Consider the following 25,867-nt stretch of genomic DNA (forward strand, 5'->3'; position numbering starts at 1 on the left):
ATAGATATTTCGCTCCGCTGGAGCTTTTGATGGATGATATGTTTTGTATTCTATAGATATTTCGCTCCGCTGGAGCTCTTGATGGATGATATGTTTTGTATTCTATAAATATTTCGCTCCGCTGAAGCTCTTGATGGATGATATGTTTTTTATTCTATAGATATTTCGCTCCGCTGGAGCTTTTGATGGATGATATGTTTTGTATTCTATAGATATTTCGCTCCGCTGGAGCTTTTGATGTAATGATATATTTCAGATTCTACAAATATTTCGCTTAAGCTATAGCATTTTTAAGTAATTGTTAAGTCCCAGCGGGACGAAATATTTATAGAACTGAAAATGCTAGACCACATCAAGAGCTCCAGCGGAGCGAAATATACTTTATATAACGTTTAAATAATAAGTATAAAAAAATGCTCCGTTGGAGCATAATATTTATAGAAATCGAAAGCCAAATCTCTAGCAAATCGAAAAAAGTATCAAAATGAATTTTTAGATTAAGAAATCCACTCGCGCGGTTTTGCCAAAACATCGATCAATTTTTCTTCTTCGCTTCCAACTTCCGGATGATGATCGTAAACCCATTGTACATGTGGTGGCAAACTCATCAAAATACTCTCGATTCTTCCGTTGGTTTTTAAACCGAACAAAGTTCCTTTGTCATGAACCAAATTGAATTCAACATAACGACCACGACGGATTTCCTGCCAAGTTCTTTGTTCTGGTGTGTATGAAAGATCTTTTCTTCTTTCTACGATTGGCACATAGGCTTGAAGGAAACTATTTCCGACTTCGGTTACGAAATCGTACCAGTTTTCCATTGACATTTGTTCATTTGCTTTGCAATAATCAAAGAATAAACCGCCAAGTCCGCGTGCTTCATGACGATGCGCATTCCAAAAATACGAATCGCATTGTTTTTTATATTTTGGATAAAACTCTGGATTGTGTTTGTCGCAAGCTGTTTTACAAGTTTGATGAAAGTGAATGGCATCTTCCTCAAACAAATAATAAGGCGTTAAATCTTGTCCGCCACCAAACCATTGTTCGATTACATTTCCTTTTTCGTCATACATTTCAAAATAGCGCCAATTGGCGTGGACTGTTGGAACCATTGGGTTTTTCGGGTGAATCACCAAACTTAATCCGCAAGCAAAGAAATCAGCTTCGCCAACATTAAACATTTTCTGCATCGTTTCTGGAAGTTTTCCGTGAACGGCTGAAATGTTTACGCCACCTTTTTCGAAAACAGTTCCATTTTCAATAACGCGTGTTCTTCCTCCACCGCCTTCAGGACGTTTCCATAAGTCTTCACGGAATTTCGTAGTTCCATCAACAGCTTCTAAACCAGCGCAAATCTGGTTTTGTAAATTTTGTATGTATGCGTAAAATTTGTCTTTCATGATTTTATATATTCTGATTTAAGAAGTCCGAAATATACAGAGTTCTGCAAAGTGCCGTCTCCGTTTCTAAATTCGTCCCTTAATATTCCTTCTTGTTTAAAATTGTGTTTTAATGCGACTCTTTGACTTGCAATATTAATTTCGGAAGTACAAATGAAAACTTTATTCAGCATTAATTCGTTGAAACAAAAGTCAAGTGCATTAGAAACCATTTTCGATGTAATTCCTTTTCCTTGATAATCTTCATCAACAAAATATCCTAATTCACATTTTGAAATGCGATAATCGATCGTTTTTACATTCAAATAAGCAATTAATTTATTGGTTTGAATATCGCGGGCATAAAAATGAAAAGCTTCTTTGTTCTTCTCTTTTTCAAGGTTGAATGAAATGAAGTTTTGTGCTTTTTCTAAAGAGTCAGAATTGGCTAAAGTTACCGGAAAAGTTTTTTCAATGTGTGATTTATTCTTTTCAATCAGTTTGTAAAACTCTTCGGGAAGAACATTTTCAATTCGGTCTATTTTCCAATCTGTAAAACTCATTTCTATTTGTTTTTTAGTGAAGAAATTTTGGTGTTTATTCCGAAAGAAAATACTTTGCTTTCTTGTTGAATGTATTGATAAATGGCAAGTGCTTTACCTAAAAAATTAAATTGATTCTCTTGAGACAATCCAACTAGAATATCTGCGAACTGTTCTTGCTGATTCCAATCTAAATGACATCTTTGCAAGAGAATGATTAACTCATCTTCTGGTATTTCAATTGTTCTTTGTAAACTTAAACCGAAGCTTTTTAACTGTTCGTCAATAAGACTTGTATCTTCAACATTCCAAAATTTTGGAACAAAAATTAAAGCATGCAAAGTTCGTAGAGTATTCTCTATTCGGATGCTTTCTTCGTCTCTTAAACCTTTGTTCAGCATAAATTACATTTTAGTAGATTTGAATGTGGTCTGGCTATAAACTAATTTTCCTTTTGACGTTTGACCAAATTTCTTTATTATTCGATAAACAAAATATAAAACAGGCAAAGCATAATAGATAAATCCCATGCAGATTGGTACAAAAGGCTTTTCTATAAACAAACCGCTTGACTTAACGGTTTGAAAATAACCTGCTGTTTCTAAATATTCTTGTGTCAATCCAAACGGAGGGATTATAGCATTTCCAATACAGACCGCCAGAATCAGGAAAAAATAGAAAATGGCTCTTAGAGCGGATTTTCCCATTTGTGTCATTCGAACTTCTGGACTTACATTTGAAAATGCAAATCGCATTCTATTTAAAACGGTCAGCAGATAAATATACAGAATATTGGTATTGATAACCGATTCATTGAAAGAATAGGCAAATGTTGCATACAAAGGGAAAAATACAAAAAGGGACCATTTTTTGGGCATAACTGCCATAAAAACACCTGAATGTACCATTATAAACTCAAAAGCCATTAAAATCGCCAAATCATTTATCAAACTTACTGGATGAAGCTCTGGATGTGTCCAAACCATCAAAAATACGTAAGCGTAATAGGCTTGAAAACCGTATTCAATAAATGAAAAAGGGGAGTTTCTTTTGAAGTTTAAAGTAGCAAACATAGGCTTTTTGGTTTTTAAGTTTACAGTCGCAGTTTCCAGTCTCAGTCAAACTGAAAACTGCGACTGAATACTGAAAACTATTATTGCCCGTATTCCTTCACCGCGTCAATAAACGCTTTTGCGTGGTCTACAGGGATATTTGGTAAAATTCCGTGACCTAAATTTACAATATATTTATCTTTTCCGAACTCATCAATCATCTCATGAACCATTTTTTTGATCGTTGGAATTGGAGAAAGCAATCTTGACGGATCAAAATTTCCTTGTAAAGTAATGTTGCCACCAGATAAATATCTCGCATTTCTTGCAGAACAAGTCCAATCCACTCCTAATGCAGAAGCTTTACTTTTACCCATATCGCCAAGAGCGAACCAACATCCTTTTCCAAAAACAATAACCGGAGTAATTTCCGCTAAAGCATCCACAATTTGGTTGATGTATTTCCATGAAAATTCTTGATAATCAACAGGAGAAAGCATTCCTCCCCAAGAATCAAAAATCTGAACAGCATTTACGCCCGATTTTACTTTTTCTTTTAAATATAAAATAGTGGTATCTGTGATTTTTTGTAATAAAGTGTGCGCTGCAACTGGGTTTGAAAAGCAAAATCCTTTTGCAGTATCAAAACTTTTAGAACCTTTTCCTTCAACAGCATAACAGAAAATTGTCCAAGGTGAACCTGCGAAACCAATTAAAGGAACTTCGTCATTCAACATTTCCTTTGTCAATTTCACCGCATCGAAAACATAACCTAAAGTTTCATTTACATCTGGAACATAAACCTGGTTTACTTGCTCCATCGTACGAATTGGATCTGGAATAATCGGACCTAAATTGTCTTTCAATTCTACGTGAATTCCCATTGCGCGTGGTACTACCAAAATATCTGAGAATAAAATCGCAGCATCTGGAGCAATTCGGCGAATTGGCTGAACTGTGATTTCAGCAGCTAATTCTGGAGTTTCGCAACGTGTAAAAAAATCATATTTATCACGAAGTTCTCTAAATTCTGGCAAATATCTTCCCGCTTGACGCATCATCCATACTGGCGGACGCTGAACTGTTTCTCCTTTTAATGCTTTTAAAAATAGGTCGTTTTTTAACATGTTTTTTATTTTAGTTGCAAAGTCTCAAAGTGACAAAGTTGCAAAGGTTCTTATTTATATTCGTGAATTACATCTTCGATCACATCCTCGATTGTAGGCTGATCTGCGACGATGATGTTTTTGGTGATTTTTGACAAAGCTTCTGCGGTTGTATCTCCAATGCAGAAACAAATTTGTTTATTTATAGTATTGTGTTTCAAATAACTTTTAACTCCAGACGGACTAAAAAACAGAATCGCTTCTGGATTTGCTTTTAATTTCTGAGGTTGAAGTGTCGTTTCGTAAACTTCAATTTCATTGAATTTAATTCCGTTTTCTTTTAAAGCCTCTGGCAAAGTATCTCTTCTCATATTGCCGCTGAAAAAAGTATAACTCTCATTTCCGTAAATCAAAGTAATAATTTCAGCCAAATCTGCAGCGTAACCTGTGTAAGCCACAACATTAAAGCCATTATCGCTTAAAAGCGTTTTGGTTTTAAGCCCAACGCAATAGACGTTTTTCTTTTTTAACTGCTCAGAATCTGGATGAGATAAAATACTATGAACAGCATTCTGACTTGTAAAAATCAGACTTTCGTTGAGGTCTTTTAATTCGAAAGGTTTGTTTTCGGTTTTAATGAAATCGGCTTCGATTAATTCAACGCCGTATTTCATTAACTCTTGTTTGTGAAGAGGAGATAATATTTTAGTAGATACTATTTGAACTCGGGTTGCCATTATTTTTTCAGAGATTCTTTGATTTTCTGCATTAATTCCGTTCCGCCATTATTCAAAATCTCCTGAGCAGAGTTGAATCCTAATTTCTTCCATTCAGAAATATCAACCGTTTTGTCGATTTCCAATTTTTGTTTTCCGTCGATAGAAAGTAAAACACCTTGAAAATGTAAAGTGTCCTCATCTTCGTTATAGGTAACCAAAGCTCCAATTGGTGCTGTACATCCACCTTCAAGCGTTCTTAAAAACTGACGCTCGATATGTGTACAAATTTCAGTTTCGATATCATTTAACTGAGAAAGTGCATCCAAAGTATAATTGTCATTTTCCATTCCCACAACCAACATCGCTCCTTGTGCAGGCGCTGGAATCATCCAATCTAAGTTGATGAAATTTTCAGGTTTCAGATTAATTCTTTCCAAACCAGCAGCAGCAAAAACAGCTCCGTCCCAATCATTATCTTGTAACTTTTGCATACGTGTATTTACGTTTCCGCGTAAATCAACTACGGTATGATTTGGATATTTATTGAACCATTGTGCCTGGCGACGCAGACTTCCGGTGGCAATTGTACTTGGATTTACAAAATCAGGATTTCCTTTATGGACTAAAATATCTAAAACATTGGCTCTTGGTAAAACAGCACCTTGAACGATACCTTTTGGCAACGCCGTTGGAACATCTTTCATAGAATGCACCGCAATATCAATATCGCCATTGATCATGGCAATGTCTAACGTTTTGGTGAAGATTCCTGTAATACCAAGTTCGTAAAGAGGTTTGTCCAGAATAATATCACCTTGAGATTTTACCGCAACAATTGAAGTTTTATAACCTAAATCGTTTAGTTTTTTCTCGACAGTATGTGCCTGCCAAAGTGCTAATTCGCTGTCACGCGTTCCTATTCTGATTGTTTTTTCAGCCATATTTTTTGTTTTTACCATAAAGGGCATTAAGAGAATTAAGTCTTTGTGTTGAATTTAAGATTATTAAGCTTTGTGTTATAGCGTGGCTTAATTCTCTTGACAAAGAATGGTCTTAATTTACTTAATATCTTAATGGTTTAATTTTTATTAAGCATTGTCAGAATAAAAACTTAATTTTCTTGACAAAGCTTGACCTTAATTTACTTAATGTCTTAATGGTAAAATTAAAATTTAAGATGCTTTTATTTTGAAGACTTTTTCGATCCATTCGATGCTTTCATCAACCATGGTATCTTCGTCTTTTAAATGATTTGCGAAATGTGTAGTGATTTTTTGAATGATTCGGTTACTGATGATTTCAGCCTGCTCTTCATTAAAATCGGCGATTTTTTTGCTTTGAAAATCCAACTCCGAAGTTTTTATCGCGTTTAGTTTTTCTTTTAAAGCATTAATTGTTGGAGCAAATTTTCTTCCTTTCATCCAAGTCACAAATTCTTCTTTGATTTCTTCGATGATGGCTTCAGCAGCCGGAATATGTAATTTTCTGTTTTCCAAAGTTTCATCTGTCAATTGAGACAAATAATCCATGTGGATCAACGTTACGCCTTCTAATTCCTCCACATTTTCATGAACGTTTTTCGGAATAGACAAATCTAAAATCAATAAAGGTTTTTTCAGATTTAAAATCGCTTTGTCAACAGTTGGGTTTTGCGCGCCTGTTGCCACAACGACAACATCGGCTTTTTGAAGTTCTAAATGCAATTCAGAGTAATCTTTAACAATCAAATTTAATTTTCCTGCTAATTTCTCTGCTTTATCTTTAGTACGGTTTATTAAAGTGATGTGCTCGTTTTTAGTATGTTTTACTAAATTCTCGCACGTATTTCTTCCGATTTTTCCAGTTCCGAAAAGTAAAATGTTTTTATTACTGATGTCTTCTACATTTTTAAGAATGTATTGTACCGATGCAAAAGAAACTGAAGTTGCTCCAGAGCTAATTTCTGTTTCGTTTTTAATTCTTTTACTCGCTTGAATAACCGCATTTACCAGTCTTTCCATGAAATTATTCGCTAATCCTAAAGATTTGGAATGAACGAAACTGGTTTTGATTTGAGATATAATTTCAAAATCACCTAGAATCTGACTGTCTAAACCAGTTCCTACGCGAAATAAGTGATTGATTGCTTCTTGATTTTTGTAAACAAAACCGACCTTTTGAAAAGCGTCAACGGAACCATTACTGTTATCGCAGATTAGTTTTATTAATTGAAAGGGATGTTCTGCAAAACCGTAGATTTCGGTTCTGTTGCAGGTTGAAGTAACTATTAAACTTTCTATTCCTTCGCTTTTAGCTTGTTCCAGCACGCGAGTTTTCGCAGCAGCATCCAAACTAAATTGACCTCTTACCTCAGCATCAGCTTTTTTATAACTCAGACCAACTGAATAAAAATAAAGGTGTTTCGGTACGTTATTGTTTTCCATAAATTCACTTTCATAAAAGTGCAACAAAATTATTACTATACCATCGATAAAAATAACGCTAAAAGTACTTTTTATGTCGCTGTATGTTTTTTTGAACCTAAATGGGTGTTTTTGAGTAAAAAGGACTACTTTTGTAGCAAAATCAACTCGTTACAAGTGATTAGTTTAGAGTGATTCTAAATAACAATTGAAGTTTGTTTTGATTTTCGTTTCAAAAAAATATCGCTATGGGTTCTCAAGAAATTATAAAAATTGAAGACGACTTTACGCTGATCCGTTTTCAAAACGACGGTGCCGAGCCATTTTTTGCACAACATGAAATTGTGGGTACTGGTCTGATACAGTTTCACTTCGGGATAAAAGGGAATGCAAAATTCTTATTCAATCAAGGCACTTATGCTTTAGAGTTAAAAGAAGAAAAATCATTGCTTTTATACAATCCGCAGAAGGAATTACCGCTTCATTTAGAACTCGCTCCAAATTCTTGGGTGATTTCAGTAATTGTTTCCATCAAGAAATTTCACGCGTTATTTTCTGCTGAAGCCGATTATATTACTTTTTTAAGTGCTGACAATAAGGATAAGAAATATTATAACGAAGGAAATATCAGTCCGTCGATGGCGATTGTGTTGAGTCAGTTGTTTCATTATAATCTCCATCCTTCGATAAAAAACCTTTATTATAAAGGAAAAGGATACGAATTGTTGAGTTTGTATTTCAATAGAACGGAAGATCCAAATGCAGAGCAATGTCCGTTTTTGATTGATGAAGACAATGTTTTGAAAATCAGAAAAGCCAAAGAAATTGTAATCGCGAATATGGCGGAACCTCCAGGATTGCAAGAATTGGCAGATGAAATTGGTCTGAACTTGAAAAAGCTGAAAATGGGTTTCAAACAAATTTACGGCGATACGGTTTACGGTTTCCTTTTCGATTACAAAATGGATTTCGCCAGAAAACTATTAGACAGCGGTTCTTATAATGTAAACGAAGTAGGATTGAAAATTGGTTACAGTACAGGAAGTCATTTTATTGCTGCATTCAAAAAGAAATTCGGAACAACACCAAAAAAATATTTGATGTCGATTAATGCGAATGTTTAATGATTAAAAGGTATTCCATAGTTTTATTGCTTTTCGTAATGATATCCTGCAAATCAAAAGAAGAAAAAATGTTCTTTGATTTTGACAGTGTTGAATATTATTCATTGAAAAAAAGTAAAGAAGACGAAGTAAATGAAAATAATAGAAAAGGGATTAAAGATTCAATCTTAAACAATATTTTGTATTCAGAATTTCCAGACAAAATAAATAATACTGTTTTTTACAAAACAATTAATTTTGGTGGGTTTTCGAAGTTTGAGTTATCTCAAAAGGATGTTGAGTATTTAAAGAATGACGTTTTTGCAGAAAAATTTTCTCTAAAAATGTTTGGAACGGTAAAAGCTTGTGCTCCAGAATATAGAGATATTTTGATTTTTAGAAAGAAAAACGAAATTTCTGGGATCGCTAAAATCTGCCTTTTCTGTGGTGACTTTTATTTTGTTAGTTCTAAAAAAGGAATTAATACAGAAGATTTTGGAACATCTGAAGAGTATAAATTGTTGGAAAAAATATTTAATACTTATAAAAAGGATAAAAATTAATGATGCTTTTAAAGCATCAATTTTATAAATAAGAACATAATTAAAAAGTAATAATTATCATATTTCGAAAAAGTTACAAGTTCTACTTTTGCCGAAATTTTTAAAAACAAATAAAAAGCTTAAAGCCTAGAGCTTAAAGCCTAAAGCAAAAAACATAATGAAAGGCGCACTACTAATAAACTTAGGATCTCCGGATAGTCCAACTCCAAAAGATGTAAAACCTTATTTAGATGAATTTTTAATGGATAAATACGTGATCGATGTTCCGTATTTATTAAGAGCATTTTTAGTTCGTGGAATTATTTTAAGAAAAAGACCAGAAGAATCGGCACATGCTTACGCGAAAATCTGGTGGGACGAAGGTTCTCCGCTAATTGTTCTTTCTGAAAGAATGCACAAAAAAGTACAGCCTTTATCTAAAATTCCTGTTGCGTTGGCAATGCGTTACGGATCTATGACAATCGAAAAAGGTTTACAGGAATTGAGCGACCAAGGCGTAACGGAGGTTTTGCTTTTTCCTTTATATCCGCAGTATGCGATGGCTTCTACTTTGACGATTTTAGTTTTGGCAGAAGAAATTCGCAAGAAGAAATTCCCGCATATGAAGTTCAGTGATGTTCCTGCGTTTTATAACAAACCAGATTACATCAAAAACGTAGCAGATTCTATTGAAAAGAATCTGAAAGGGTATGATTATGATCAATTGGTGTTTTCATACCACGGAATTCCAGAGCGTCACGTTCGCAAAACAGATAAAACAAAATCACATAAAAAATTCGTAACCAATGAAATGTGTTGCGAAGTGGGAACTCCAGAAGCAGAATTTTGCTATAGAACACATTGTTATGAAACGACCCGTTTAGTTGTAGAACAATTAGGAATTCCGAAAGATAAATATTGTGTGACTTTCCAATCTAGATTAGCAGGTGATAAATGGCTTGAGCCTTATACCGATGTTGAAATCGATAATATGCCAAAAAGAGGAATTAAGAAAATTGCGGTTGTAACTCCAGCTTTCGTTACCGATTGTTTGGAAACTTTAGAGGAAATCGCCATGCGTGCCAAAGAAGATTTCGAAGCAAATGGAGGAGAAGAGTTCTTGGCGATTCCTTGTTTGAATGACGACGACGAATGGTGTCAGACAGTTTCGAATTGGATTAACGACTGGGCGAAGTAATATTTTGTTTCAAGTTTAAGGTTTCACGTTCCAAGTTAGCCAACTTTGAGAGAAACCTGAAACTTGAAACCTGAAACAAAACAACAATGGAATACTACAATTATCTAAAATCACTGCATCTTATTTTTGTCATAACTTGGTTTGCAGGTTTGTTTTATATTGTGCGTTTGTTTGTATATCAAATTGAGGCCAGTGAAAAGCCTTCTCCAGAAAAAGAAATTTTGCAGGCACAATACAAAATTATGGCCTATCGTTTGTGGTACATTATTACATGGCCGTCGGCGGTTTTGGCGAGTATTTTTGCTTTTTGGATGCTGTTTTTTACAGATGCAGGTCATATTTGGATAAAAATGCCTTGGATGCATGTAAAATTGTGCTTCGTTTTCCTTTTGTATTTATACCACGGAAAATGCCATCAGATTTTTAAGCAATTGCAAAATGATGAGGTAAAATATTCGAACAATTTCATGCGTTTATGGAACGAAGGCGCGACGATTATTTTGTTCGCCGTTGTTTTTTTAGTAGTTTTAAAAAGTGCCATCAACTGGATTTTCGGCGTAATCGGAATTATTTTATTCTCGGTTTTAATTATGCTGGGTTTCCGATTTTATAAAAGAATTAGAGAGAAAAAATAAAAAGTTGCCACGAATTGCACGAATTGACACTAATTTATTTAGCCACAGATTAAAAAGATTATTTGGATTTATATATTACGTTAAAAATCATTTTAATCCTTTTAATCTGTGGCTAAAAATATCAAAATTTAATTCGTGCGAATTTATGTAATTGCTTCGCCTGTTCGCTATCGCTCGGGTCGTGGCAAAAGAAATAGTTTCCAGTCGCAGTGACAGTTTTCAGACTGAGACTGGGACTGAGACTGAGACTGAATACTAAAAAATATGCTAAACTTCAAAATGACAATGCTTTCGCTTCGTACCAGGATTTTCCTGTCGATGATTGTATTGATTGTTGTGGCATCTTTTTTATTGGCTTCGATTTCAATTATTCAGTTTAAGACTGAAGCCAAAGAATATCATCAAGAACGTTTAGAACGAAAAGAAAATGCGGTAAAAGAACACATCAATTATGTGCTTTCAACTACAACTTATCCGCTGAAAACCCAAAATCTGGATTTGATTTTTAAAGATAAAATCCATGAATTGGCGCAAATTCATAAAATTGAAATTAACATTTACAGCCTTGACGGAAAACTTTTAAAATCTTCAAAAGAATCTTTCGCGGTTGATAAAGCGCCACCTCCAATTCCGGAATATATTCTGAAATTAGTTCGTTCTTCTATCGAAAAGCGATTTGTAGATATTAAAACTATTGATGGAATCAAAAACCGATCATCCTACAGTTTGATTAAAGACGAAAAATTCAAACCACTTGGGATCCTGAATCTTCCCTATTTAGAAGACGACGGATATTACGATAATGAGTTGAATACGTTCTTGATTCGTTTGAGTCAGGTGTATTCTTTCATGCTGATTGTGGCTTTCGCTCTAGCGTATTTCCTTTCCACTTACATTACAAAATCATTGAAAACCATTTCAGATCGTTTGGAAGAAACCAATCTGGATCAGAAAAACGAGAAAATTGTTTTAGAAGCAAATAGCAAGGAAGTCAATTTCTTGATAAAAGCCTATAACGGAATGGTGGATAAACTGGAAACGAGCGCGATTAAATTAGCACAAAGTGAACGAGAAGAAGCCTGGCGCGAAATGGCAAAACAGGTTGCACACGAAATTAAAAATCCGCTTACGCCAATGCGTTTGACAGTTCAGAGTTTTCAGCGAAAGTTCGATCCAAGCGATCCAGACGTGAAGCAAAAAATGAATGATTACTCGGAAACTTTGATTCAGCAGATTGATACTATGACATCTGTAGCTTCGGCGTTTTCGAACTTTGCTTCGATGCCTGCTCAGCAAAATGAAACGCTGAATGTTGTTGAGGTTGTAGAATTGGCTTTGGATATTTTCAATGAAGATTATATTTCTTTCGAAAAAGAAGAGGAAGAAATCATTTCTAAAATGGATCGTACGCAATTGATTCGTGTGATTACCAATTTGGTTAAAAATGCGACTCAGGCGATTCCAGAAAGTCAGTTTCAAAAATCTATTGTGGTATCTGTAAAAAGAAGAAATGATAATGTTGAAATTGCCGTTAAAGACAACGGAATCGGAATCCAGAAACAAGATATCGGCCGAATTTTTGAACCTAAATTCACAACTAAAACCAGTGGTATGGGACTTGGTTTAGGAATTATCAAAAACATCATCGAAAATTACAAAGGAACAATTACCTTTGAATCAACTTACGGAAAAGGAACTACTTTCAGGGTTTCTTTACCTATCACAAACTCATAAAACCAGCAGTTATGACATACGAAAATATCTTAATTTCTATTGAAGAAAGAGTTGCAACAATAACAATTAACAGACCAACTAAACTAAATGCTTTAAACAAAGCAACGATTAGTGACTTGAGTAATGCCATTCAATCATTAACCCAAAACGAGGACGTTCGCGTTATTGTTTTAACCGGAAGCGGAGAAAAAGCTTTTGTGGCTGGAGCAGATATTTCAGAGTTTGCAAATTATACAACTGTTGAAGGTGCACAGCTAGCGGCAGAAGGACAGGAATCTTTGTTTGATTTCATCGAAAATCTTAAAAAGCCAGTTATTGCAGCCGTTAACGGATTTGCCCTTGGAGGCGGATTAGAATTGGCAATGTCTTGTCATTTCAGAATAGCTTCAGACAATGCTAAAATGGGACTTCCAGAAGTAACTTTAGGATTGATTCCAGGTTATGGAGGAACGCAACGTTTACCGCAATTAATTGGAAAAGGGCGTGCAATGGAAATGATTATGACTGCAGCGATGATTACCGCAGAGCAGGCAAAAGATTTCGGTTTGGTAAATCATGTTGTGCCTCAAGAAGAATTACTGTCTTTTACAAACGTAATCGCTCATAAGATTATTAAAAATGCACCATTTGCAATTGGAAAAGCCATAAAAGCAATCAACGCCAATTTCAAAGACGGCAAAAATGGTTTCGATACTGAAATCAAATCATTTGGAGAATGTTTTGGCACACAGGATTTTAAAGAAGGAACAACAGCATTTTTAGAAAAACGTAAAGCGGAATTTACAGGAAAATAAATTTAAAACACAGAGTTTGGCAAAGTTGCACAAAGAATTTAAACCTTTGAACCTTTGTCCCTCAGAACCTTTGAAACTTTAAAAGAAAATGTACGAACCAATATTTGCCCTTTTTTGTGAACGAGTTAAAGAAAGTATCCAATCTGGAACTTTCGCAAAACTGACTTTGGCCAAAACGATGGGCGATACAGAACTTAAGAATGTTTATTTCCGATTGGTTCTAAATGAAGATAACACCTTCTCAATTTCGCTTACTTTTAGATATAAAACAGAAGAAATTGAAAGCATTCATACTTTAGATGAAGCTTTATTGATTTTAGGCACGCACATTAAGAATCCTTTCTTAACGGCACTTTTATTTACAACAAATGATGATGTTACTTTCAAAGTAAATAAAAAGAATGCAGGAAGTATTATTGAGCAAGCACCAACTTTTAAAAATGCTTCGCCAGTAATGTTGGAAATGATTGAGAAAGGAATTGTTTAAAAACGCTTTGTCTTTATGGAAATTAAAACTTTTTGGAGAATAATTGTAAAAGGTATTGGTTTGTGGCTTTTGATAAACAGTGTTTATATTATTCCGCAGTTTGCTTCAACATTTTCTCTTACTGAAAATGGAGTAAACTGGAATATTTTAACTGGAGTCTGGGCTGTACTTTTAGGAAATCTATTTGTTTACTTACTGATAACAGGATTTTTTCTTTTCAAAACAGAATGGATAGTTAATAAATTGAAACTGGATAAAAATTTTCCTCAAGAAAAGATAGATATAAATTTACCGTATCGTACAGTTATTTCTATTGCAGTAGTTATTATTGGAGCAATAGTATTTGTAGAGGCTCTTCCTAAATTGTGTTCAACAATTTATGAATTTGTAAAGCAAAAAGAACTTATTAAAGATTATGCAGGTACTTCGTGGCTCATTTTTTATTTTTTAAAAGGCCTATTTGGTTACTTAATAATGACAAATAGTAAAAACATAGTTAAGTTCATCGATAAACAAAAAGTTGATGAAACGAAATGAAAAAATCCCAAAACTTTAAAAATAGTTTTGGGATTTTTATTTTCTGTGTGTCTCTGCGAAAGATCTTTGTGTATCTCTGTGAAATAACTATATTCTAAATCAATTTTACAAACAAATTTGAGGCAATTTTATTAGAAATAGATAATTCTCTATCATTAACTTTAATTCGTACCGATAAATCGAAAGATTCTTTAGATAGAAATTCAATTTTAGAGCCCAAAGCAATTCCTTGTTTGTCCAGATATTTCAGAAACTCTGAAGAAGTATCTTTAACCCCAACACAAACTCCATTCTGGTTTTCTTCTAATTCAGATAAAAGCTGTTTTTCAATTTTAATAATACGGCCATTTGCATCTGGAATCGGATCTCCGTGCGGATCTTCAGTTGGATTTCCAAGAAAATCATCCAAACGGTTAATCAATTGTTCCGATTTAATGTGTTCCAATTGTTCAGCAATATCGTGAACTTCATCCCAGCTGAAATTAAGTTTCTCCACCAAAAATACTTCCCAAAGACGATGTTTACGAACAATCATTTTGGCTGCCAACTTTCCGTTTTCTGTTAAAGAAACACCTTGGTATTTTTTATAATTCACCAAATCTTTCTCCGCCAGTTTTTTAAGCATATCGGTTACAGAGGAAGCTTTCGTTTCCATGATTTCCGCAATAGCATTCGTGCTCACTTCCGTTTCCGAAGTCGCTGTTAAGTGATAGATCGATTTAAGGTAATTTTCTTCTGAAAAAGTCATTTCTTTTAAGGTTCAAAGCTACAAAGTTACAAAGGTTCATAGGGAAACTTTGTTCCTCTGAGCCTTTGCACCTTTTATTTAACAATCAACAAAGGTATTGAAATTTTATGTCTCAATTTGTCTACCGTTGTGCCAAATAGAATATCTTTTAAGCCAGTATGGCCGTGGGTTCCCATAACGAGAATATCGAAATTGCCTTCGTTTATTATTTTGGGAATTATCTTGTTTGGTTTTCCAAAGCCGAGCTCCGTTTTGATCTTGAATCCTTTCTCGGAAAGCATGTCTTTATATTTCAATAATAATTTCTCGTCAATGGTAGTCTCATGATCGTGAACATGAACGCCGTACATTAAAGCGCCAACGGTTTCTACAATGTGGATAAGCGTATATTCAGTGTCAATTCCTCCCAATTCGAAGGCTTTGTTTAAAGCCGCTTCATCGGCAGAAGAGAAATCTACAGAAATAGCAATGTTTTTTATGCTCTGACTTTCTCTTGGTGAAAATTTCAGTTTAAGATGATGCGGAGAATGGTTGACATTCTTATTTTTTGCTTTTACAATGAAAGGATTAAAAATGATATACAACAATAAACCTAAAAAACCGAAAGCCAAAGGAACAACTGTAAACCAAAGAATCATAGGATGATTGGAGCTTTCCAACCATGAAGTAATTTCATCATAAACCAATTTTGCATTCAGTGAAACAATAATGGTAGCGATAATCCAGGAAATGACTTGAGTCGTTCTAGAAATATGAAAACCTTTCATTTTTGATTTATCGCTTACAAAGTGAATCAACGGAATAATCGCAAATCCCAATTGCAAACTCAGAATGACTTGACTTAAAATTAAGAGCTTTCCTGTGACGCTTTCGCCATAAATTAAAATCACAATTACTGCTGGAATAATTGCAATCAAACGTGTAATGATTCGGCGAACCCAAGGCTGGATTCTAAAGTGAAGATAGCCTTCCATTACGATTTGTCCAGCGAGCGTTCCTGTTACAGTCGAACTTTGTCCAGCCGCAATTAAAGCGATGGCGAATAAAGCGGGTGCCCATTTTGTTCCCAAAAGGGGTTCTAGAAATTTGTGAGCGTCTTGAATTTCGGCGACTTCATACATTCCATTTTTATGGAAAGTCGCGGCGGCAAGAATTAAAATGGCGGCGTTTACAAAAAAGGCAAGATTTAACGCAATGGTAGAATCTATGAAATTGTATTTTAATGCTTGTTTGATTCCCGCAGGAGTTCGGTCAAATTTTCTGGTTTGCACCAAAGAAGAATGTAGGTATAAATTATGAGGCATAACGGTTGCCCCAATAATTCCGATTGCAATATATAAAGCGGCAGAGTTTGGAATAGAAGGAACAAGTCCAGCTAGCACTTTGTGCATTTCAGGTTCGGCAAAGATCATTTCAAAAATGAAAGAAAAGCCAATTATAGCAACCAAAGCAATAATAAAGGCTTCCATCTTGCGAATTCCTTTATTGATCAGGAAAAGCAGTAAAAACGTGTCTAAAACGGTAATTAGAACGGCTTCTAATAATGGAATTCCAAAAAGAAGATTAATACCAATTGCCATTCCGAGAACTTCAGCAAGATCGCAGGCAGCAATGGCAATTTCTGCCAGAAAATATAAAATGTAGTTAATGTATTTAGAATACGTTTCTCTCGAAGCCTGCGCCAGATCGCGCTGTGTTACAATTCCAAGTCTTGCACTTAAACTCTGCAAAAGCAAAGCCATTAAATTACTCATTAACAAAACCCAAACTAAAGTGTAGCCAAACTGACTTCCGCCGGCAATATCTGTGGCCCAGTTTCCTGGATCCATGTAACCAACACTTACTAAATAGGCGGGACCTAAAAAGGCTAATATTTTTCGGAATCCTGTTTTTTTATGTTCTGTAGAAACGGATTCGTGGACTTCTTCTAATGATTTGCTCATTGTTAAAATATTGATTTTCCAAATATATAGAAAAATTATATTCGCACAACAATATTTTTAGTCTTGTCTAAAACTTAAATGTTAGAATTCAAACATTTTGGGCACAAACCTGATAATGTAAAGTTTATTTCGTTTACTTTATAGTTGTGCGGCATAATGTAACTCGGTTTTACATTTTCAAGACAAGTAATTTCATGACAGTTTTCGCAGCTAAAATGTGCATGGTTATGAATGTGTACGCGTTGATGCGAATGATTGCATTTTGCATATTTTACAGTACCATCTAGATTTGAAATTTTATGAATGATATCGTCGTTTACCAAACGATCTAAAATTCTATAAATGGTAACGCGATCGCAAACATCATTCAATTGTTTTTGAATTTCGGTATGAGACAATGCCGTTTTAGATTTTTCAAATACCTCTAATACAGCTGTTTTCGCGGTAGTATTACGTGTTGTTTTCATTTTTATAAATTAAAAAATTTAACGCAACAATGTTGCATTTGATTTTAATATGTATATTTGCAACAAAATTGCATTAAGTAAAAGTACACAAAATGAAGAAAATAACGACGCCCTTTTACGATATTTTAGGAATTTCGAGCGCAACTATTTGTCTGGTTCATTGTTTGATTTTTCCACTTTTAACCATTCTTCCGTTAGGCTTAAGTCACAATCCTTTTGTCGATTTACTATTTGCTTCAATAGGTTTGTTTGCAATTTTCAAAATTACAAAAAAATCAACTCTTTTGGTTTCTTCTATTTTGATAGTTTCAATGACCTTGATTTGGATCAGTATTTTGGCCGACTTGTTTTTAGAAATTCATCTAGATCTCATTTATTTTGGCGGAATAGGAATGATCATTGGGCATTTGATCAATTACAAATTACACAAAAAACACAATCATTAAAAAGTAGTACTCATGGAAAATAAGAGTTTTGACGTAATTATCGTTGGAGGAAGCTACAGCGGACTTTCGGCAGCAATGAGTTTGGGACGTTCTCTACGTCAGGTTTTGGTTATCGACAGCGGTTTGCCTTGCAACAGACAAACACCGCATTCTCATAATTTTATTACACAAGATGGTGAAAAACCCGCCGTAATTTCGGCGAAAGCCAAATTACAAGTTGATATTTATAAAACAGTTCAATTCTATAATGGACTTGCTGTAAAAGCACTTAAAACAAATAAAGGATTTGAAATTACGACTGAATCTGGAGAAATTTTTAAAGCGAGAAAGGTATTGTTTGCGACAGGCGTCAAAGATTTGCTTCCAGAAATTGAAGGTTTTGCAAATTGTTGGGGAATATCGGTTTTACATTGTCCGTATTGTCATGGTTATGAAGTGAAAAACGAAAAAACAGCCATTATTGCCAATGGTGAAATGGGATTTGAGTTCGCCAAACTGATTTCGAATTGGACAAAAGATCTTCGTTTGTGTACCAACGGAAAATCAGAATTGACTTTGGAACAAACTCAAATGCTACAAAAACATGGTGTTTTGATGTTAGAAGATGAAATTGATTTTTTAGAACATAGTGACGGTTATGTTTCGAATATTGTTTTCAAAAACAGAAAAAAAGTTGATGTAAAAGCTATTTATGCTAGAGTTCCTTTTGAACAGCATTGCAAATTGCCACAAGATTTAGGTTGTGAAATTAATGAACAAGGCTATTTAAAAGTCGATTTCATGCAGAAAACAACTATTCCGGGTATTTTCGGAAGTGGAGATGCTACCTCTCAAATGCGTTCTGTTGCCTTGGCAGTTTCTTCTGGATCTTTCGCGGGAGCGGTAATTAATAAAGAACTTATTGACGAGGATTTTAAATAAGCTCGTGGAAATTGCTCGTAAAGACGCGAAGTCGCAAAGTTTTTTTAAACCATATAAGTTTCATTTAAGGGGAATCTTAAATTTTCATATATGACTTATATGGTTTAATTATTTGGCGAAAACAAAAATCTAACATATTGATTTCAATCAGTTTGAAAATTTTTGTTTTAAGAATAATTGTATGTCAAATTTAATTTTTAGTTTTGTCTAAATTTAATTTTATAATAATGAAATATTTATTTTTGACAATATTAATACTTTCGACTAAAAACTTCTATTCTCAAAATATCTCTGGAAAAGTAGAGGCGGATATTCCATCAATTCAGGAAATTACTGTTCGTTTATTAAATACAAACTTTAGAACTCAAACGGATTCTTTAGGTTTTTACACATTAGAAAATATTCCAAGCGGTTCTTATAAAATCGCAGTGACCTCGACTGGATTCAAAACTATAACTCAAAGAATTTCCCTTTTAGAAAATGAAAATCTAAGCCTTGATTTTGAATTAAAAGAAGATCAAAACGAATTGAACGAAGTAGTGGTTTCGGGAACTTTAAAACCCGTAAAACGATTAGAAAGTGCCGTTCCTGTTGAGGTTTATTCACCAGTTTTCTTCAAGAAAAATCCAACGCCAAGTATTTACGATGCACTTCAAAATATCAATGGCGTTCGTCCGCAGTTGAATTGTGGCGTTTGTAATACGGGTGATATCCATATAAACGGGTTAGAAGGTCCGTATACTTTGGTTATGATTGACGGAATGCCAATTGTGAGCAGTCTTTCCACAGTTTATGGTTTGTCTGGAATTCCAAATTCTTTGGTAGAAAGAATAGAGATTGTAAAAGGTCCCGCGTCGTCTCTTTATGGAAGTGAAGCCGTTGGTGGTTTAATCAATATTATCACTAAAAATCCAACTAACGCGCCGACTTTTTCAGCCGATTATTTTACGACTTCTTATTTTGAAAGCAATCTCGATTTGGGAATGAAGTTTAATGTTGGGAAAAAAGCAACTTCTCTTATTGGAATTAATTATTTTAATTACGATCAGGTTATTGATAAAGACAAAGACAATTTTACGGATGTCACGCTTTCTGAACGAATTTCGGTTTTTAATAAATGGAGTTTTAAACGAAATCATAATCGCCTTTTTACGATTGCAGCGCGCGGAATGTACGAAGACCGTTGGGGCGGAGACATTCGTTGGGAAAAGAAATACCGTGGAGGCGACGAAATATACGGTGAAAGTATTTATACCAAAAGAGCCGAATTAATCGGAAGTTATCAATTGCCATTTGAAGAAAAACTGATGCTTTCGTTCTCCGGAAATGTTCATTATCAAGACAGCCGATACGGAACAACCTCTTATATCGCCAATCAGAAAATTGGTTTTTTACAGTTGACTTGGGATAAAAAGATTGGAAGAAATGATTTGCTTGCGGGAATTGCAAGTCGATATACCTATTATGATGATAATACGCCAGCTACAAAAGATCCAGAAAACACTTGGCTTCCTGGGATTTTTGTTCAGGACGAAATTACGTTTTCTCCAAAAAGTCAGGTTTTATTGGGAATGCGTTACGATTATAACTCTATTCACGGTTCTATTTTTACGCCAAGATTTGCTTACCGATTTAAAGCCAACGAAAACACGATTTTTAGATTAAATGCTGGAACTGGATTTCGTGTTGTGAACTTGTTTACCGAAGATCATGCTGCTTTAACGGGTTCTAGAGATGTAATTATTAAAAACGATTTGAAACCAGAAAAATCAGTAAATGTCAATTTGAATTACATTCAGAAAATCAACTTCGGAAATGGAACTTTTATGGGAATTGAAACAACGGCTTTTTATACCAGATTCAGCAATAAAATTATTTCAGATTATGAAAGTGATCCAAATCAAATTATCTACGACAATATTGATGGTTATGCGATAAGTCAAGGAATAAGCACCAATGTGGATCTTAATTTTCCTTCGGGATTAAAATTTATTGTGGGGGCTACGGTTTTAGATAATAAAAATGTAGAAAACGGAATTTCAGAAAGACCTTATCTCACAGAGAATTTTACAGGAACTTGGAGTGTTTCATATAAAATCCAACCTTGGAATTTATCAATGGATTATACTGGAAATGTTTACAGTCCGATGAAACTGCCTTTGCTGAGCGAATACGATCCGAGAAGTCCAAAATCGCCTTGGTATAGTATTCAGAATATTCAGTTTACATATTCAGGATGGAAAGATTTTGAGGTTTATGGCGGAATTAAAAACCTGTTGAACTTTAGACCCAAACAAAACAATCCGTTTTTGATTTCGAGAACTAATGATCCTTTTGATAAAAATGTGCAATACGATTCGGCCGGAAAAGTTTTGGTAACGCCCGATAATCCGTACGGATTGACATTTGATACGACTTATGTTTACGGACAAAACCAAACAATTCGAGGGTTTTTGGGATTGCGATATACGTTTAGGTAAAAAGATTTAAACGAAATGTTGCCACGAATTGCACCAATTATCACGAATTTAATTAGTGTAAATTAGTGTAATTCGTGGCAAAACAAAAAACAATGAAAAAGCTAATTCTATTTATTCTTTTCTTCGGAATAACTTCAATGGGATTCTGCCAGTTAAAAAGCAGAACTTTTGAAGAAGTAGATAGTTTGCAGCAAATTCAAAAACGAAAAATCATTGTTTTTATCCATACTGATTGGTGTCAGTTTTGCCAAAGAATGAAAACAACAACTTTCAAAAATCAGAAAATCATTCAAAAACTGAACTCCGATTTTTACTTTATTGATTTTAATGCTGAGGAAAAACGAGAAGTTAGATTCCATAATCAAACTTTTGCATATAAACCTTCGGGAAACAATGTTGGTGTTCATGAACTGGCTTTGCAATTGGGAACCATCAACAACCAGATTGTATATCCGGTTTTGTGTGTTTTGAATGAGAAATATGAAATTATATTTCAATATAACAATTACTTAGATTCAAATAATTTTACTAACCTTCTCGAAAAGTTAAAGGAATAAAAAAACTTTGAGAAGGCTTAATTCCACTGATTATCGAAATAATAAAGAAATTTGATGATAATCTTTATTGTGAAAGTTTTTTGTCATTAATTTGCACAACAGTTAAAATGAATTAGTATAATTTTTCTGATTATAAATTCATTAAAAAGCTCTTTTAAGTTGATTTTTTTATTAATATAATAAAAGAACGGCAAAATGAGTTTTAATCTGATAAATGTAATTTTAGAATTGAAGATGGCGATCACTTTTGTTATAACTGCTTCATTGTTAAAAGGGTAAAATAATAGCGAATAACAAATTATTGATGGGAATATTTAAAAATCTTAAGCATTATTATAAAAAAAAGGAAATAATTAAGAATCAGTCGGATCAATCGATTCCGAATTATGATACTTATAATTCATCCAACAAAACGATTGTTTTCTTTAATCTTAGTATGCCTTCTCCAGACCAGGATTCAGGTTCTAACAGACTTAAAGAAATCATTTTGTTTTTTAAAGCCAAAGGTTACAATTGCATTATTTGTTCTAGAAATACATTTCGAACCAACAAAGACGTTGTTGATTTTAGCAAGTTAGGTGTTATTGTTTACGTTGAAACTAGTCAATATCGTACTTATTTCGATTTTTTAAGAACAGTTCCTAAAGTAGATTTTGTCTGGTATTATGGAGCAAGAGCTTTTGATTATAACTTTAGAAAAATCTCAGGAATACTTCCGGAATCTAAATCTGTTTTTGATATGACAGATATTCACTTTCTGCGTTATCAAAGAGCGATTAAACTTGATCCAAAAAGAATTTCAAATAGAAAAAACTACAAAAAGTTTCTTTTTATTGAAACAAAATTAGCTCAAAATGTAGATTTTGTGATTACGGTTTCTGATTTCGAAAGAGAAATTATGACGAAATATATTGCTGATAATAAGTTAATTACACTGTCGAATATTCATTATCCAAAAAGTACTATTGAAGAAGTTCTTCCATTTGAAAAAAGAGAAGATATCGTTTTTATAGGTTCTCAACACGAACCTAATATTGATGCGATTTATTTTCTTCATAATGATATTATGCCAATTGTCTGGCAGAAAGACGATACAATAAAAGTCAATATTATCGGGAATGTGAAAGACAGGATCAAAGATATTGTTGATCCAAGATTTGTTTTTCATGGTTATGTGCCAGATATCGAGCCCTTTTTTATGAGCAATAAACTTATGGTTGCACCACTGCGTTACGGCGCGGGAGTAAAAGGAAAAATCGGGCAGGCTTTTGAATATTATTTGCCAGTTGTCACTTCTCCTGTAGGCGCGGAAGGAATGAAATTAGTTCATCGAAAAAATGCTTTAATTCATGAAGAAAAAGAAGAATTTGCAGCAGGAATAATTGAATTATATTCGGATAAAAATCTTTGGTTAGAACTACAAAAAAACTCTGAGGAAAGTCTTAAACCATTTTCGTTTCAGGTATTAGAAGAGGTGTTTGCCAGATTTGATGTTTTGTAATGAAATGTTTTTCGGAGATCTAACGACTTCAAGTATATTGTATTTAACAAAATAAATTACTTAGTATGTAATCTCAAAGTAGAAGAAAATATATTTTTCTTATTTTTGAGAATGAACTCTTCGCAAATTAAACACTTCGATTACATTTTTACAGGAACAGGACTTGCGTCTTTAATGACTGTTTATAAAATGGTTTTGTCTGGAAAATTTACAGATAAAACCATTTTGTTGTTAGATCAGGATTTGAAGAAAACCAATGACAGAACCTGGTGTTTTTGGGAAAAAGGACAGTCCGTCTGGGATTCTGCTATTTCTAAAAAGTGGGATTCTGCCTTGTTTGCCGATGAAAGTTATAATCGTCATTTTGCGTTGAAGCCTTATAAATACAATCAAATTAAGGCAATAGATTTCTATAATTTTGTTTTTAAAGAACTTTCCAAATATTCTAATATTACTTTTTTAAATGAAAAAGTAACGGATATCAACGAACTCGAAACTCATGTTTTCGTGGGTACAGAAGAAAACCGATTTACCTGTACTTATTTATTCAATAGCATTTATACCAAGGCTTTTGCCGAAAGTCAGACGAAATATCCAGTTCTGCAACAACATTTTGTGGGATGGTTTGTTAAGTCAGAAACAGAAGTTTTTAATGCTGAAGAAGTTACTTTCATGGATTTTTCGGTTCAACAAAAAGAGAATACTAGATTTATGTATGTTTTACCAACTTCTGCAACAGAGGCTTTGATAGAATATACATTGTTTTCGGAAAAATTACTTTCAAAAGAAGAATACGAAAATGAGATTCAGAGTTATTTAAAGCAATTGGGAGTTCATCAATATCAAATTATAGAAAAAGAACAGGGAAGTATTGCAATGACCTGTTATCCTTTTTGGAATAAAAACACAAACCGCGTTTTAAATATTGGTACTGCAGGTGGCTGGACCAAAGCCAGTACAGGTTATACATTTAAAAATTCAGATAAAAAGTCGTCTGATTTAGTGCAGTTTATTCAGAATGAAGAGGTCAAAATGAAAGACTTTCATCAAAAAAATCGTTTTTGGTTTTACGATTTACTGCTTTTGGATATTTTGTATCGTCATAATGAGTTGGGAAGTACTATTTTTTCTTCCTTGTTTAAAAAAGGAAATCCTGCTTTGATCTTTAAGTTTTTGGATGAAGAAACCAATCTGATTGAGGATTTAAAGGTAATTTTTAAATGTCCGAAAATACCATTTTTAAAAGCTTTGTTTCGAGTGTTTTTTTAGCATTGATAATGCAATTATTCCTTTTGGCTAAAAATGCAGATTGACTTATTTTCTTGTTTTAATGACTTTTTGAGGTTGTTACAAAAGGAGAGAACCTGTTAGATTTGTTGCTCACAAAATAGATCGATATTTTGCGATAATGAATTAATTACTGTGCAATGGGGATTTCAAAAGACTTAAAATTTGATTCGGAAACAGAAGTGTTAAGTAAGATTTGTAAAGCACTTGGTCATTCTGTTCGAATTCAGATTATGACGCTTTTATGGAAAAGGGACAACAGAACTTGTGGTGAAATTGTCGAGTTAATTCCGCTAGCGCAATCTACAATCTCAAAACATTTAACGGAGTTGAAAAAAGCAAGTCTAGTAAACATTAAAAATGAAGGTAAAAAGACTATTTATTCTGTTGAAAAAGATAATATTCAGATACTTAAAAAATATTTCAGCAGTTATCTTTCAACCATTGAGATTTCAGAACGAAATAAATCTACAGTTTTAACTACTCACAATGTAGTCGGAAAGAATCATCATTTGAAGCAATATAATTATCAATTTCAACATAAACGGATCAAAGAAACGACTACTTAAATTCTGGTAGAATTTGATTTTAAAAATTTAATATCGAACTATAACAAAACTTTATACTTCAAATTAACTAGTTGCGAGTAAACTTTGTAACTTTGCAGTTCAAAAGTAAAATTTAAAAGACAAGAATATGTATCCACTAGACATGGTAAGACCAATGGAAGCTGAATTAACAGCTGCAGGTTTTCAAGATTTACATAGTGCTGAAGCTGTAGATAATGCTATCAAAGCTGAAGGTACCACTTTAGTTGTTGTAAACTCTGTTTGCGGTTGTGCTGCAAGAAATGCACGTCCGGGAGCAAAAATGAGTTTAGAAGGAGCTAAAAAACCTGATCACCTTATTACAGTTTTTGCTGGTGTTGACAAAGAAGCTGTTGATGCTGCAAGACAACATATGTTTCCTTTCCCTCCATCTTCGCCATCTATGGCTTTGTTCAAAAACGGAGAATTGGTTCACATGTTAGAGCGTCACCACATCGAAGGACGTCCAGCTGAATTAATCGCTGAGAATTTACAAGACGCTTTTAACGAGTTTTGTTAATTTTTTTAAGCTACAAAGTTGCAAAGTGACAAAGTAACAAAGATTTTGAAAGGCACCTTTAGGGTGCTTTTTTTATGGACTTAAAAAACTTAAAAAACTTAAAAAACTTAAAAAACTTAAAAAACTTAAAAAACTTAGAAGCTTAGTATCTTAGTATCTCAGAACCTTAGAACCTTA

Annotated in this window: 27 protein-coding genes; 16 read left to right on the forward strand and 11 right to left on the reverse strand. The window is 33.7% G+C overall.

What is annotated here, in order from left to right; all coding sequences use genetic code 11:
• Positions 1 to 497 precede the first annotated feature (497 nt).
• From hemF to hemA, 8 genes are all read right to left on the reverse strand, one after another.
• Positions 498 to 1,403, reverse strand: a complete 906-nt coding sequence (gene hemF / locus NQQ59_RS19490) for an oxygen-dependent coproporphyrinogen oxidase (protein ID WP_144216535.1) — start codon at positions 1,401 to 1,403, stop codon at positions 498 to 500.
• Positions 1,400 to 1,945, reverse strand: a complete 546-nt coding sequence (locus NQQ59_RS19495) for a GNAT family N-acetyltransferase (protein WP_144216537.1) — start codon at positions 1,943 to 1,945, stop codon at positions 1,400 to 1,402. The genes hemF and NQQ59_RS19495 overlap by 4 nt, the downstream gene beginning before the upstream one ends.
• A 2-nt stretch (positions 1,946 to 1,947) precedes the next feature.
• Positions 1,948 to 2,325 carry a hypothetical protein gene (locus NQQ59_RS19500; RefSeq protein ID WP_144216539.1) on the reverse strand — a complete coding sequence of 126 codons (378 nt, stop codon included), beginning with the start codon at positions 2,323 to 2,325 and terminating at the stop codon, positions 1,948 to 1,950.
• 3 nt (positions 2,326 to 2,328) lie between these two features.
• The gene (locus NQQ59_RS19505; protein ID WP_144216541.1) at positions 2,329 to 2,997 is read right to left on the reverse strand and encodes a hypothetical protein; all 669 of its coding nucleotides are present in this window, start codon (positions 2,995 to 2,997) and stop codon (positions 2,329 to 2,331) included.
• 80 nt (positions 2,998 to 3,077) lie between these two features.
• The gene (hemE, locus tag NQQ59_RS19510; protein WP_144216543.1) at positions 3,078 to 4,103 is read right to left on the reverse strand and encodes a uroporphyrinogen decarboxylase; all 1,026 of its coding nucleotides are present in this window, start codon (positions 4,101 to 4,103) and stop codon (positions 3,078 to 3,080) included.
• Positions 4,104 to 4,153: 50 nt separating this feature from the next.
• A complete protein-coding gene (locus NQQ59_RS19515) occupies positions 4,154 to 4,819 on the reverse strand; it encodes a uroporphyrinogen-III synthase (protein WP_144216545.1) in 666 nt (221 codons plus the stop codon).
• The gene (hemC, locus tag NQQ59_RS19520) at positions 4,819 to 5,742 is read right to left on the reverse strand and encodes a hydroxymethylbilane synthase (protein WP_144216547.1); all 924 of its coding nucleotides are present in this window, start codon (positions 5,740 to 5,742) and stop codon (positions 4,819 to 4,821) included. The genes NQQ59_RS19515 and hemC overlap by 1 nt, the downstream gene beginning before the upstream one ends.
• A gap of 231 nt (positions 5,743 to 5,973) precedes the next feature.
• Entirely contained in the window at positions 5,974 to 7,224 is a 1,251-nt protein-coding gene (gene hemA, locus NQQ59_RS19525) for a glutamyl-tRNA reductase (protein ID WP_144216549.1), read from the reverse strand.
• Between the two features lie 227 nt (positions 7,225 to 7,451).
• Here hemA and NQQ59_RS19530 point away from each other — a divergent pair, with 227 nt between their 5' ends.
• The 8 genes from NQQ59_RS19530 to NQQ59_RS19565 all read left to right on the forward strand — a co-directional run bounded on the left by NQQ59_RS19530 (position 7,452) and on the right by NQQ59_RS19565 (position 14,233).
• On the forward strand, positions 7,452 to 8,327 hold the full coding sequence (locus tag NQQ59_RS19530) for an AraC family transcriptional regulator (protein WP_144216551.1): 876 nt from the start codon (positions 7,452 to 7,454) through the stop codon (positions 8,325 to 8,327).
• A gap of 68 nt (positions 8,328 to 8,395) precedes the next feature.
• Entirely contained in the window at positions 8,396 to 8,869 is a 474-nt protein-coding gene (locus tag NQQ59_RS19535; protein ID WP_144216553.1) for a hypothetical protein, read from the forward strand.
• Between the two features lie 157 nt (positions 8,870 to 9,026).
• Complete coding sequence (gene hemH / locus NQQ59_RS19540; RefSeq protein ID WP_144216555.1) at positions 9,027 to 10,046, forward strand: ferrochelatase; 1,020 nt, start codon at positions 9,027 to 9,029, stop codon at positions 10,044 to 10,046.
• Positions 10,047 to 10,132: 86 nt separating this feature from the next.
• The gene (locus NQQ59_RS19545; protein WP_144216557.1) at positions 10,133 to 10,681 is read left to right on the forward strand and encodes a CopD family protein; all 549 of its coding nucleotides are present in this window, start codon (positions 10,133 to 10,135) and stop codon (positions 10,679 to 10,681) included.
• Positions 10,682 to 10,999: 318 nt separating this feature from the next.
• The gene (locus tag NQQ59_RS19550; protein WP_144219795.1) at positions 11,000 to 12,415 is read left to right on the forward strand and encodes a sensor histidine kinase; all 1,416 of its coding nucleotides are present in this window, start codon (positions 11,000 to 11,002) and stop codon (positions 12,413 to 12,415) included.
• Positions 12,416 to 12,426: 11 nt separating this feature from the next.
• Positions 12,427 to 13,209, forward strand: coding sequence for an enoyl-CoA hydratase/isomerase family protein (locus tag NQQ59_RS19555; protein WP_144216559.1), 783 nt, complete (start codon positions 12,427 to 12,429; stop codon positions 13,207 to 13,209).
• A gap of 88 nt (positions 13,210 to 13,297) precedes the next feature.
• Complete coding sequence (locus NQQ59_RS19560) at positions 13,298 to 13,696, forward strand: hypothetical protein (RefSeq protein ID WP_111425377.1); 399 nt, start codon at positions 13,298 to 13,300, stop codon at positions 13,694 to 13,696.
• A 15-nt stretch (positions 13,697 to 13,711) separates the two neighbouring features.
• The gene (locus NQQ59_RS19565; protein ID WP_144216561.1) at positions 13,712 to 14,233 is read left to right on the forward strand and encodes a hypothetical protein; all 522 of its coding nucleotides are present in this window, start codon (positions 13,712 to 13,714) and stop codon (positions 14,231 to 14,233) included.
• Positions 14,234 to 14,327: 94 nt separating this feature from the next.
• Here the strand turns inward: NQQ59_RS19565 and NQQ59_RS19570 are convergent, their stop codons facing one another.
• From NQQ59_RS19570 to NQQ59_RS19580, 3 genes are all read right to left on the reverse strand, one after another.
• On the reverse strand, positions 14,328 to 14,981 hold the full coding sequence (locus NQQ59_RS19570) for a metal-dependent transcriptional regulator (RefSeq protein WP_144216563.1): 654 nt from the start codon (positions 14,979 to 14,981) through the stop codon (positions 14,328 to 14,330).
• Positions 14,982 to 15,055: 74 nt separating this feature from the next.
• Positions 15,056 to 16,924 carry an Nramp family divalent metal transporter gene (locus tag NQQ59_RS19575; protein WP_144216565.1) on the reverse strand — a complete coding sequence of 623 codons (1,869 nt, stop codon included), beginning with the start codon at positions 16,922 to 16,924 and terminating at the stop codon, positions 15,056 to 15,058.
• 74 nt (positions 16,925 to 16,998) lie between these two features.
• Positions 16,999 to 17,391, reverse strand: coding sequence for a Fur family transcriptional regulator (locus NQQ59_RS19580; protein ID WP_144216567.1), 393 nt, complete (start codon positions 17,389 to 17,391; stop codon positions 16,999 to 17,001).
• Positions 17,392 to 17,483: 92 nt separating this feature from the next.
• On the opposite strand from NQQ59_RS19580, the gene NQQ59_RS19585 reads away from it, so the two are divergent.
• From NQQ59_RS19585 to NQQ59_RS19620, 8 genes are all read left to right on the forward strand, one after another.
• Positions 17,484 to 17,837, forward strand: coding sequence for a MerC domain-containing protein (locus tag NQQ59_RS19585; RefSeq protein WP_144216569.1), 354 nt, complete (start codon positions 17,484 to 17,486; stop codon positions 17,835 to 17,837).
• A gap of 12 nt (positions 17,838 to 17,849) precedes the next feature.
• Positions 17,850 to 18,758, forward strand: a complete 909-nt coding sequence (locus NQQ59_RS19590; protein WP_144216571.1) for an NAD(P)/FAD-dependent oxidoreductase — start codon at positions 17,850 to 17,852, stop codon at positions 18,756 to 18,758.
• A 227-nt stretch (positions 18,759 to 18,985) separates the two neighbouring features.
• A complete protein-coding gene (locus NQQ59_RS19595; protein WP_144216573.1) occupies positions 18,986 to 21,238 on the forward strand; it encodes a TonB-dependent receptor in 2,253 nt (750 codons plus the stop codon).
• Between the two features lie 92 nt (positions 21,239 to 21,330).
• Positions 21,331 to 21,795, forward strand: a complete 465-nt coding sequence (locus tag NQQ59_RS19600) for a thioredoxin family protein (RefSeq protein WP_144216575.1) — start codon at positions 21,331 to 21,333, stop codon at positions 21,793 to 21,795.
• Between the two features lie 304 nt (positions 21,796 to 22,099).
• Positions 22,100 to 23,296 (forward strand): glycosyltransferase, encoded by a 1,197-nt coding sequence (locus tag NQQ59_RS19605; protein WP_144216578.1) that lies wholly within the window; start codon positions 22,100 to 22,102, stop codon positions 23,294 to 23,296.
• A gap of 111 nt (positions 23,297 to 23,407) precedes the next feature.
• A complete protein-coding gene (locus NQQ59_RS19610) occupies positions 23,408 to 24,565 on the forward strand; it encodes a lycopene cyclase family protein (RefSeq protein WP_144216580.1) in 1,158 nt (385 codons plus the stop codon).
• A gap of 158 nt (positions 24,566 to 24,723) precedes the next feature.
• Positions 24,724 to 25,152 carry an ArsR/SmtB family transcription factor gene (locus tag NQQ59_RS19615; protein WP_144216582.1) on the forward strand — a complete coding sequence of 143 codons (429 nt, stop codon included), beginning with the start codon at positions 24,724 to 24,726 and terminating at the stop codon, positions 25,150 to 25,152.
• Between the two features lie 127 nt (positions 25,153 to 25,279).
• Positions 25,280 to 25,690 (forward strand): BrxA/BrxB family bacilliredoxin, encoded by a 411-nt coding sequence (locus NQQ59_RS19620; protein WP_144216584.1) that lies wholly within the window; start codon positions 25,280 to 25,282, stop codon positions 25,688 to 25,690.
• Positions 25,691 to 25,867 lie beyond the last annotated feature (177 nt).

Origin of the sequence: Flavobacterium panacis, assembly GCF_024649945.1 — a bacterium.
GTDB lineage: Bacteria > Bacteroidota > Bacteroidia > Flavobacteriales > Flavobacteriaceae > Flavobacterium > Flavobacterium panacis.

Excerpts from the sequence above, each read along its gene's own strand:
- hemF (WP_144216535.1), bottom strand. The coding sequence starts at position 1,403 with ATGAAAGACAAATTTTACGCATACATACAAAATTTACAAAACCAGATT.
- NQQ59_RS19495 (WP_144216537.1), bottom strand. The coding sequence starts at position 1,945 with ATGAGTTTTACAGATTGGAAAATAGACCGAATTGAAAATGTTCTTCCC.
- NQQ59_RS19500 (WP_144216539.1), bottom strand. The coding sequence starts at position 2,325 with ATGCTGAACAAAGGTTTAAGAGACGAAGAAAGCATCCGAATAGAGAAT.
- NQQ59_RS19505 (WP_144216541.1), bottom strand. The coding sequence starts at position 2,997 with ATGTTTGCTACTTTAAACTTCAAAAGAAACTCCCCTTTTTCATTTATT.
- hemE (WP_144216543.1), bottom strand. The coding sequence starts at position 4,103 with ATGTTAAAAAACGACCTATTTTTAAAAGCATTAAAAGGAGAAACAGTT.
- NQQ59_RS19515 (WP_144216545.1), bottom strand. The coding sequence starts at position 4,819 with ATGGCAACCCGAGTTCAAATAGTATCTACTAAAATATTATCTCCTCTT.
- hemC (WP_144216547.1), bottom strand. The coding sequence starts at position 5,742 with ATGGCTGAAAAAACAATCAGAATAGGAACGCGTGACAGCGAATTAGCA.
- hemA (WP_144216549.1), bottom strand. The coding sequence starts at position 7,224 with ATGGAAAACAATAACGTACCGAAACACCTTTATTTTTATTCAGTTGGT.
- NQQ59_RS19530 (WP_144216551.1), top strand. The coding sequence starts at position 7,452 with ATGGGTTCTCAAGAAATTATAAAAATTGAAGACGACTTTACGCTGATC.
- NQQ59_RS19535 (WP_144216553.1), top strand. The coding sequence starts at position 8,396 with ATGTTCTTTGATTTTGACAGTGTTGAATATTATTCATTGAAAAAAAGT.
- hemH (WP_144216555.1), top strand. The coding sequence starts at position 9,027 with ATGAAAGGCGCACTACTAATAAACTTAGGATCTCCGGATAGTCCAACT.
- NQQ59_RS19545 (WP_144216557.1), top strand. The coding sequence starts at position 10,133 with ATGGAATACTACAATTATCTAAAATCACTGCATCTTATTTTTGTCATA.
- NQQ59_RS19550 (WP_144219795.1), top strand. The coding sequence starts at position 11,000 with ATGATTGTATTGATTGTTGTGGCATCTTTTTTATTGGCTTCGATTTCA.
- NQQ59_RS19555 (WP_144216559.1), top strand. The coding sequence starts at position 12,427 with ATGACATACGAAAATATCTTAATTTCTATTGAAGAAAGAGTTGCAACA.
- NQQ59_RS19560 (WP_111425377.1), top strand. The coding sequence starts at position 13,298 with ATGTACGAACCAATATTTGCCCTTTTTTGTGAACGAGTTAAAGAAAGT.
- NQQ59_RS19565 (WP_144216561.1), top strand. The coding sequence starts at position 13,712 with ATGGAAATTAAAACTTTTTGGAGAATAATTGTAAAAGGTATTGGTTTG.
- NQQ59_RS19570 (WP_144216563.1), bottom strand. The coding sequence starts at position 14,981 with ATGACTTTTTCAGAAGAAAATTACCTTAAATCGATCTATCACTTAACA.
- NQQ59_RS19575 (WP_144216565.1), bottom strand. The coding sequence starts at position 16,924 with ATGAGCAAATCATTAGAAGAAGTCCACGAATCCGTTTCTACAGAACAT.
- NQQ59_RS19580 (WP_144216567.1), bottom strand. The coding sequence starts at position 17,391 with ATGAAAACAACACGTAATACTACCGCGAAAACAGCTGTATTAGAGGTA.
- NQQ59_RS19585 (WP_144216569.1), top strand. The coding sequence starts at position 17,484 with ATGAAGAAAATAACGACGCCCTTTTACGATATTTTAGGAATTTCGAGC.
- NQQ59_RS19590 (WP_144216571.1), top strand. The coding sequence starts at position 17,850 with ATGGAAAATAAGAGTTTTGACGTAATTATCGTTGGAGGAAGCTACAGC.
- NQQ59_RS19595 (WP_144216573.1), top strand. The coding sequence starts at position 18,986 with ATGAAATATTTATTTTTGACAATATTAATACTTTCGACTAAAAACTTC.
- NQQ59_RS19600 (WP_144216575.1), top strand. The coding sequence starts at position 21,331 with ATGAAAAAGCTAATTCTATTTATTCTTTTCTTCGGAATAACTTCAATG.
- NQQ59_RS19605 (WP_144216578.1), top strand. The coding sequence starts at position 22,100 with ATGGGAATATTTAAAAATCTTAAGCATTATTATAAAAAAAAGGAAATA.
- NQQ59_RS19610 (WP_144216580.1), top strand. The coding sequence starts at position 23,408 with ATGAACTCTTCGCAAATTAAACACTTCGATTACATTTTTACAGGAACA.
- NQQ59_RS19615 (WP_144216582.1), top strand. The coding sequence starts at position 24,724 with ATGGGGATTTCAAAAGACTTAAAATTTGATTCGGAAACAGAAGTGTTA.
- NQQ59_RS19620 (WP_144216584.1), top strand. The coding sequence starts at position 25,280 with ATGTATCCACTAGACATGGTAAGACCAATGGAAGCTGAATTAACAGCT.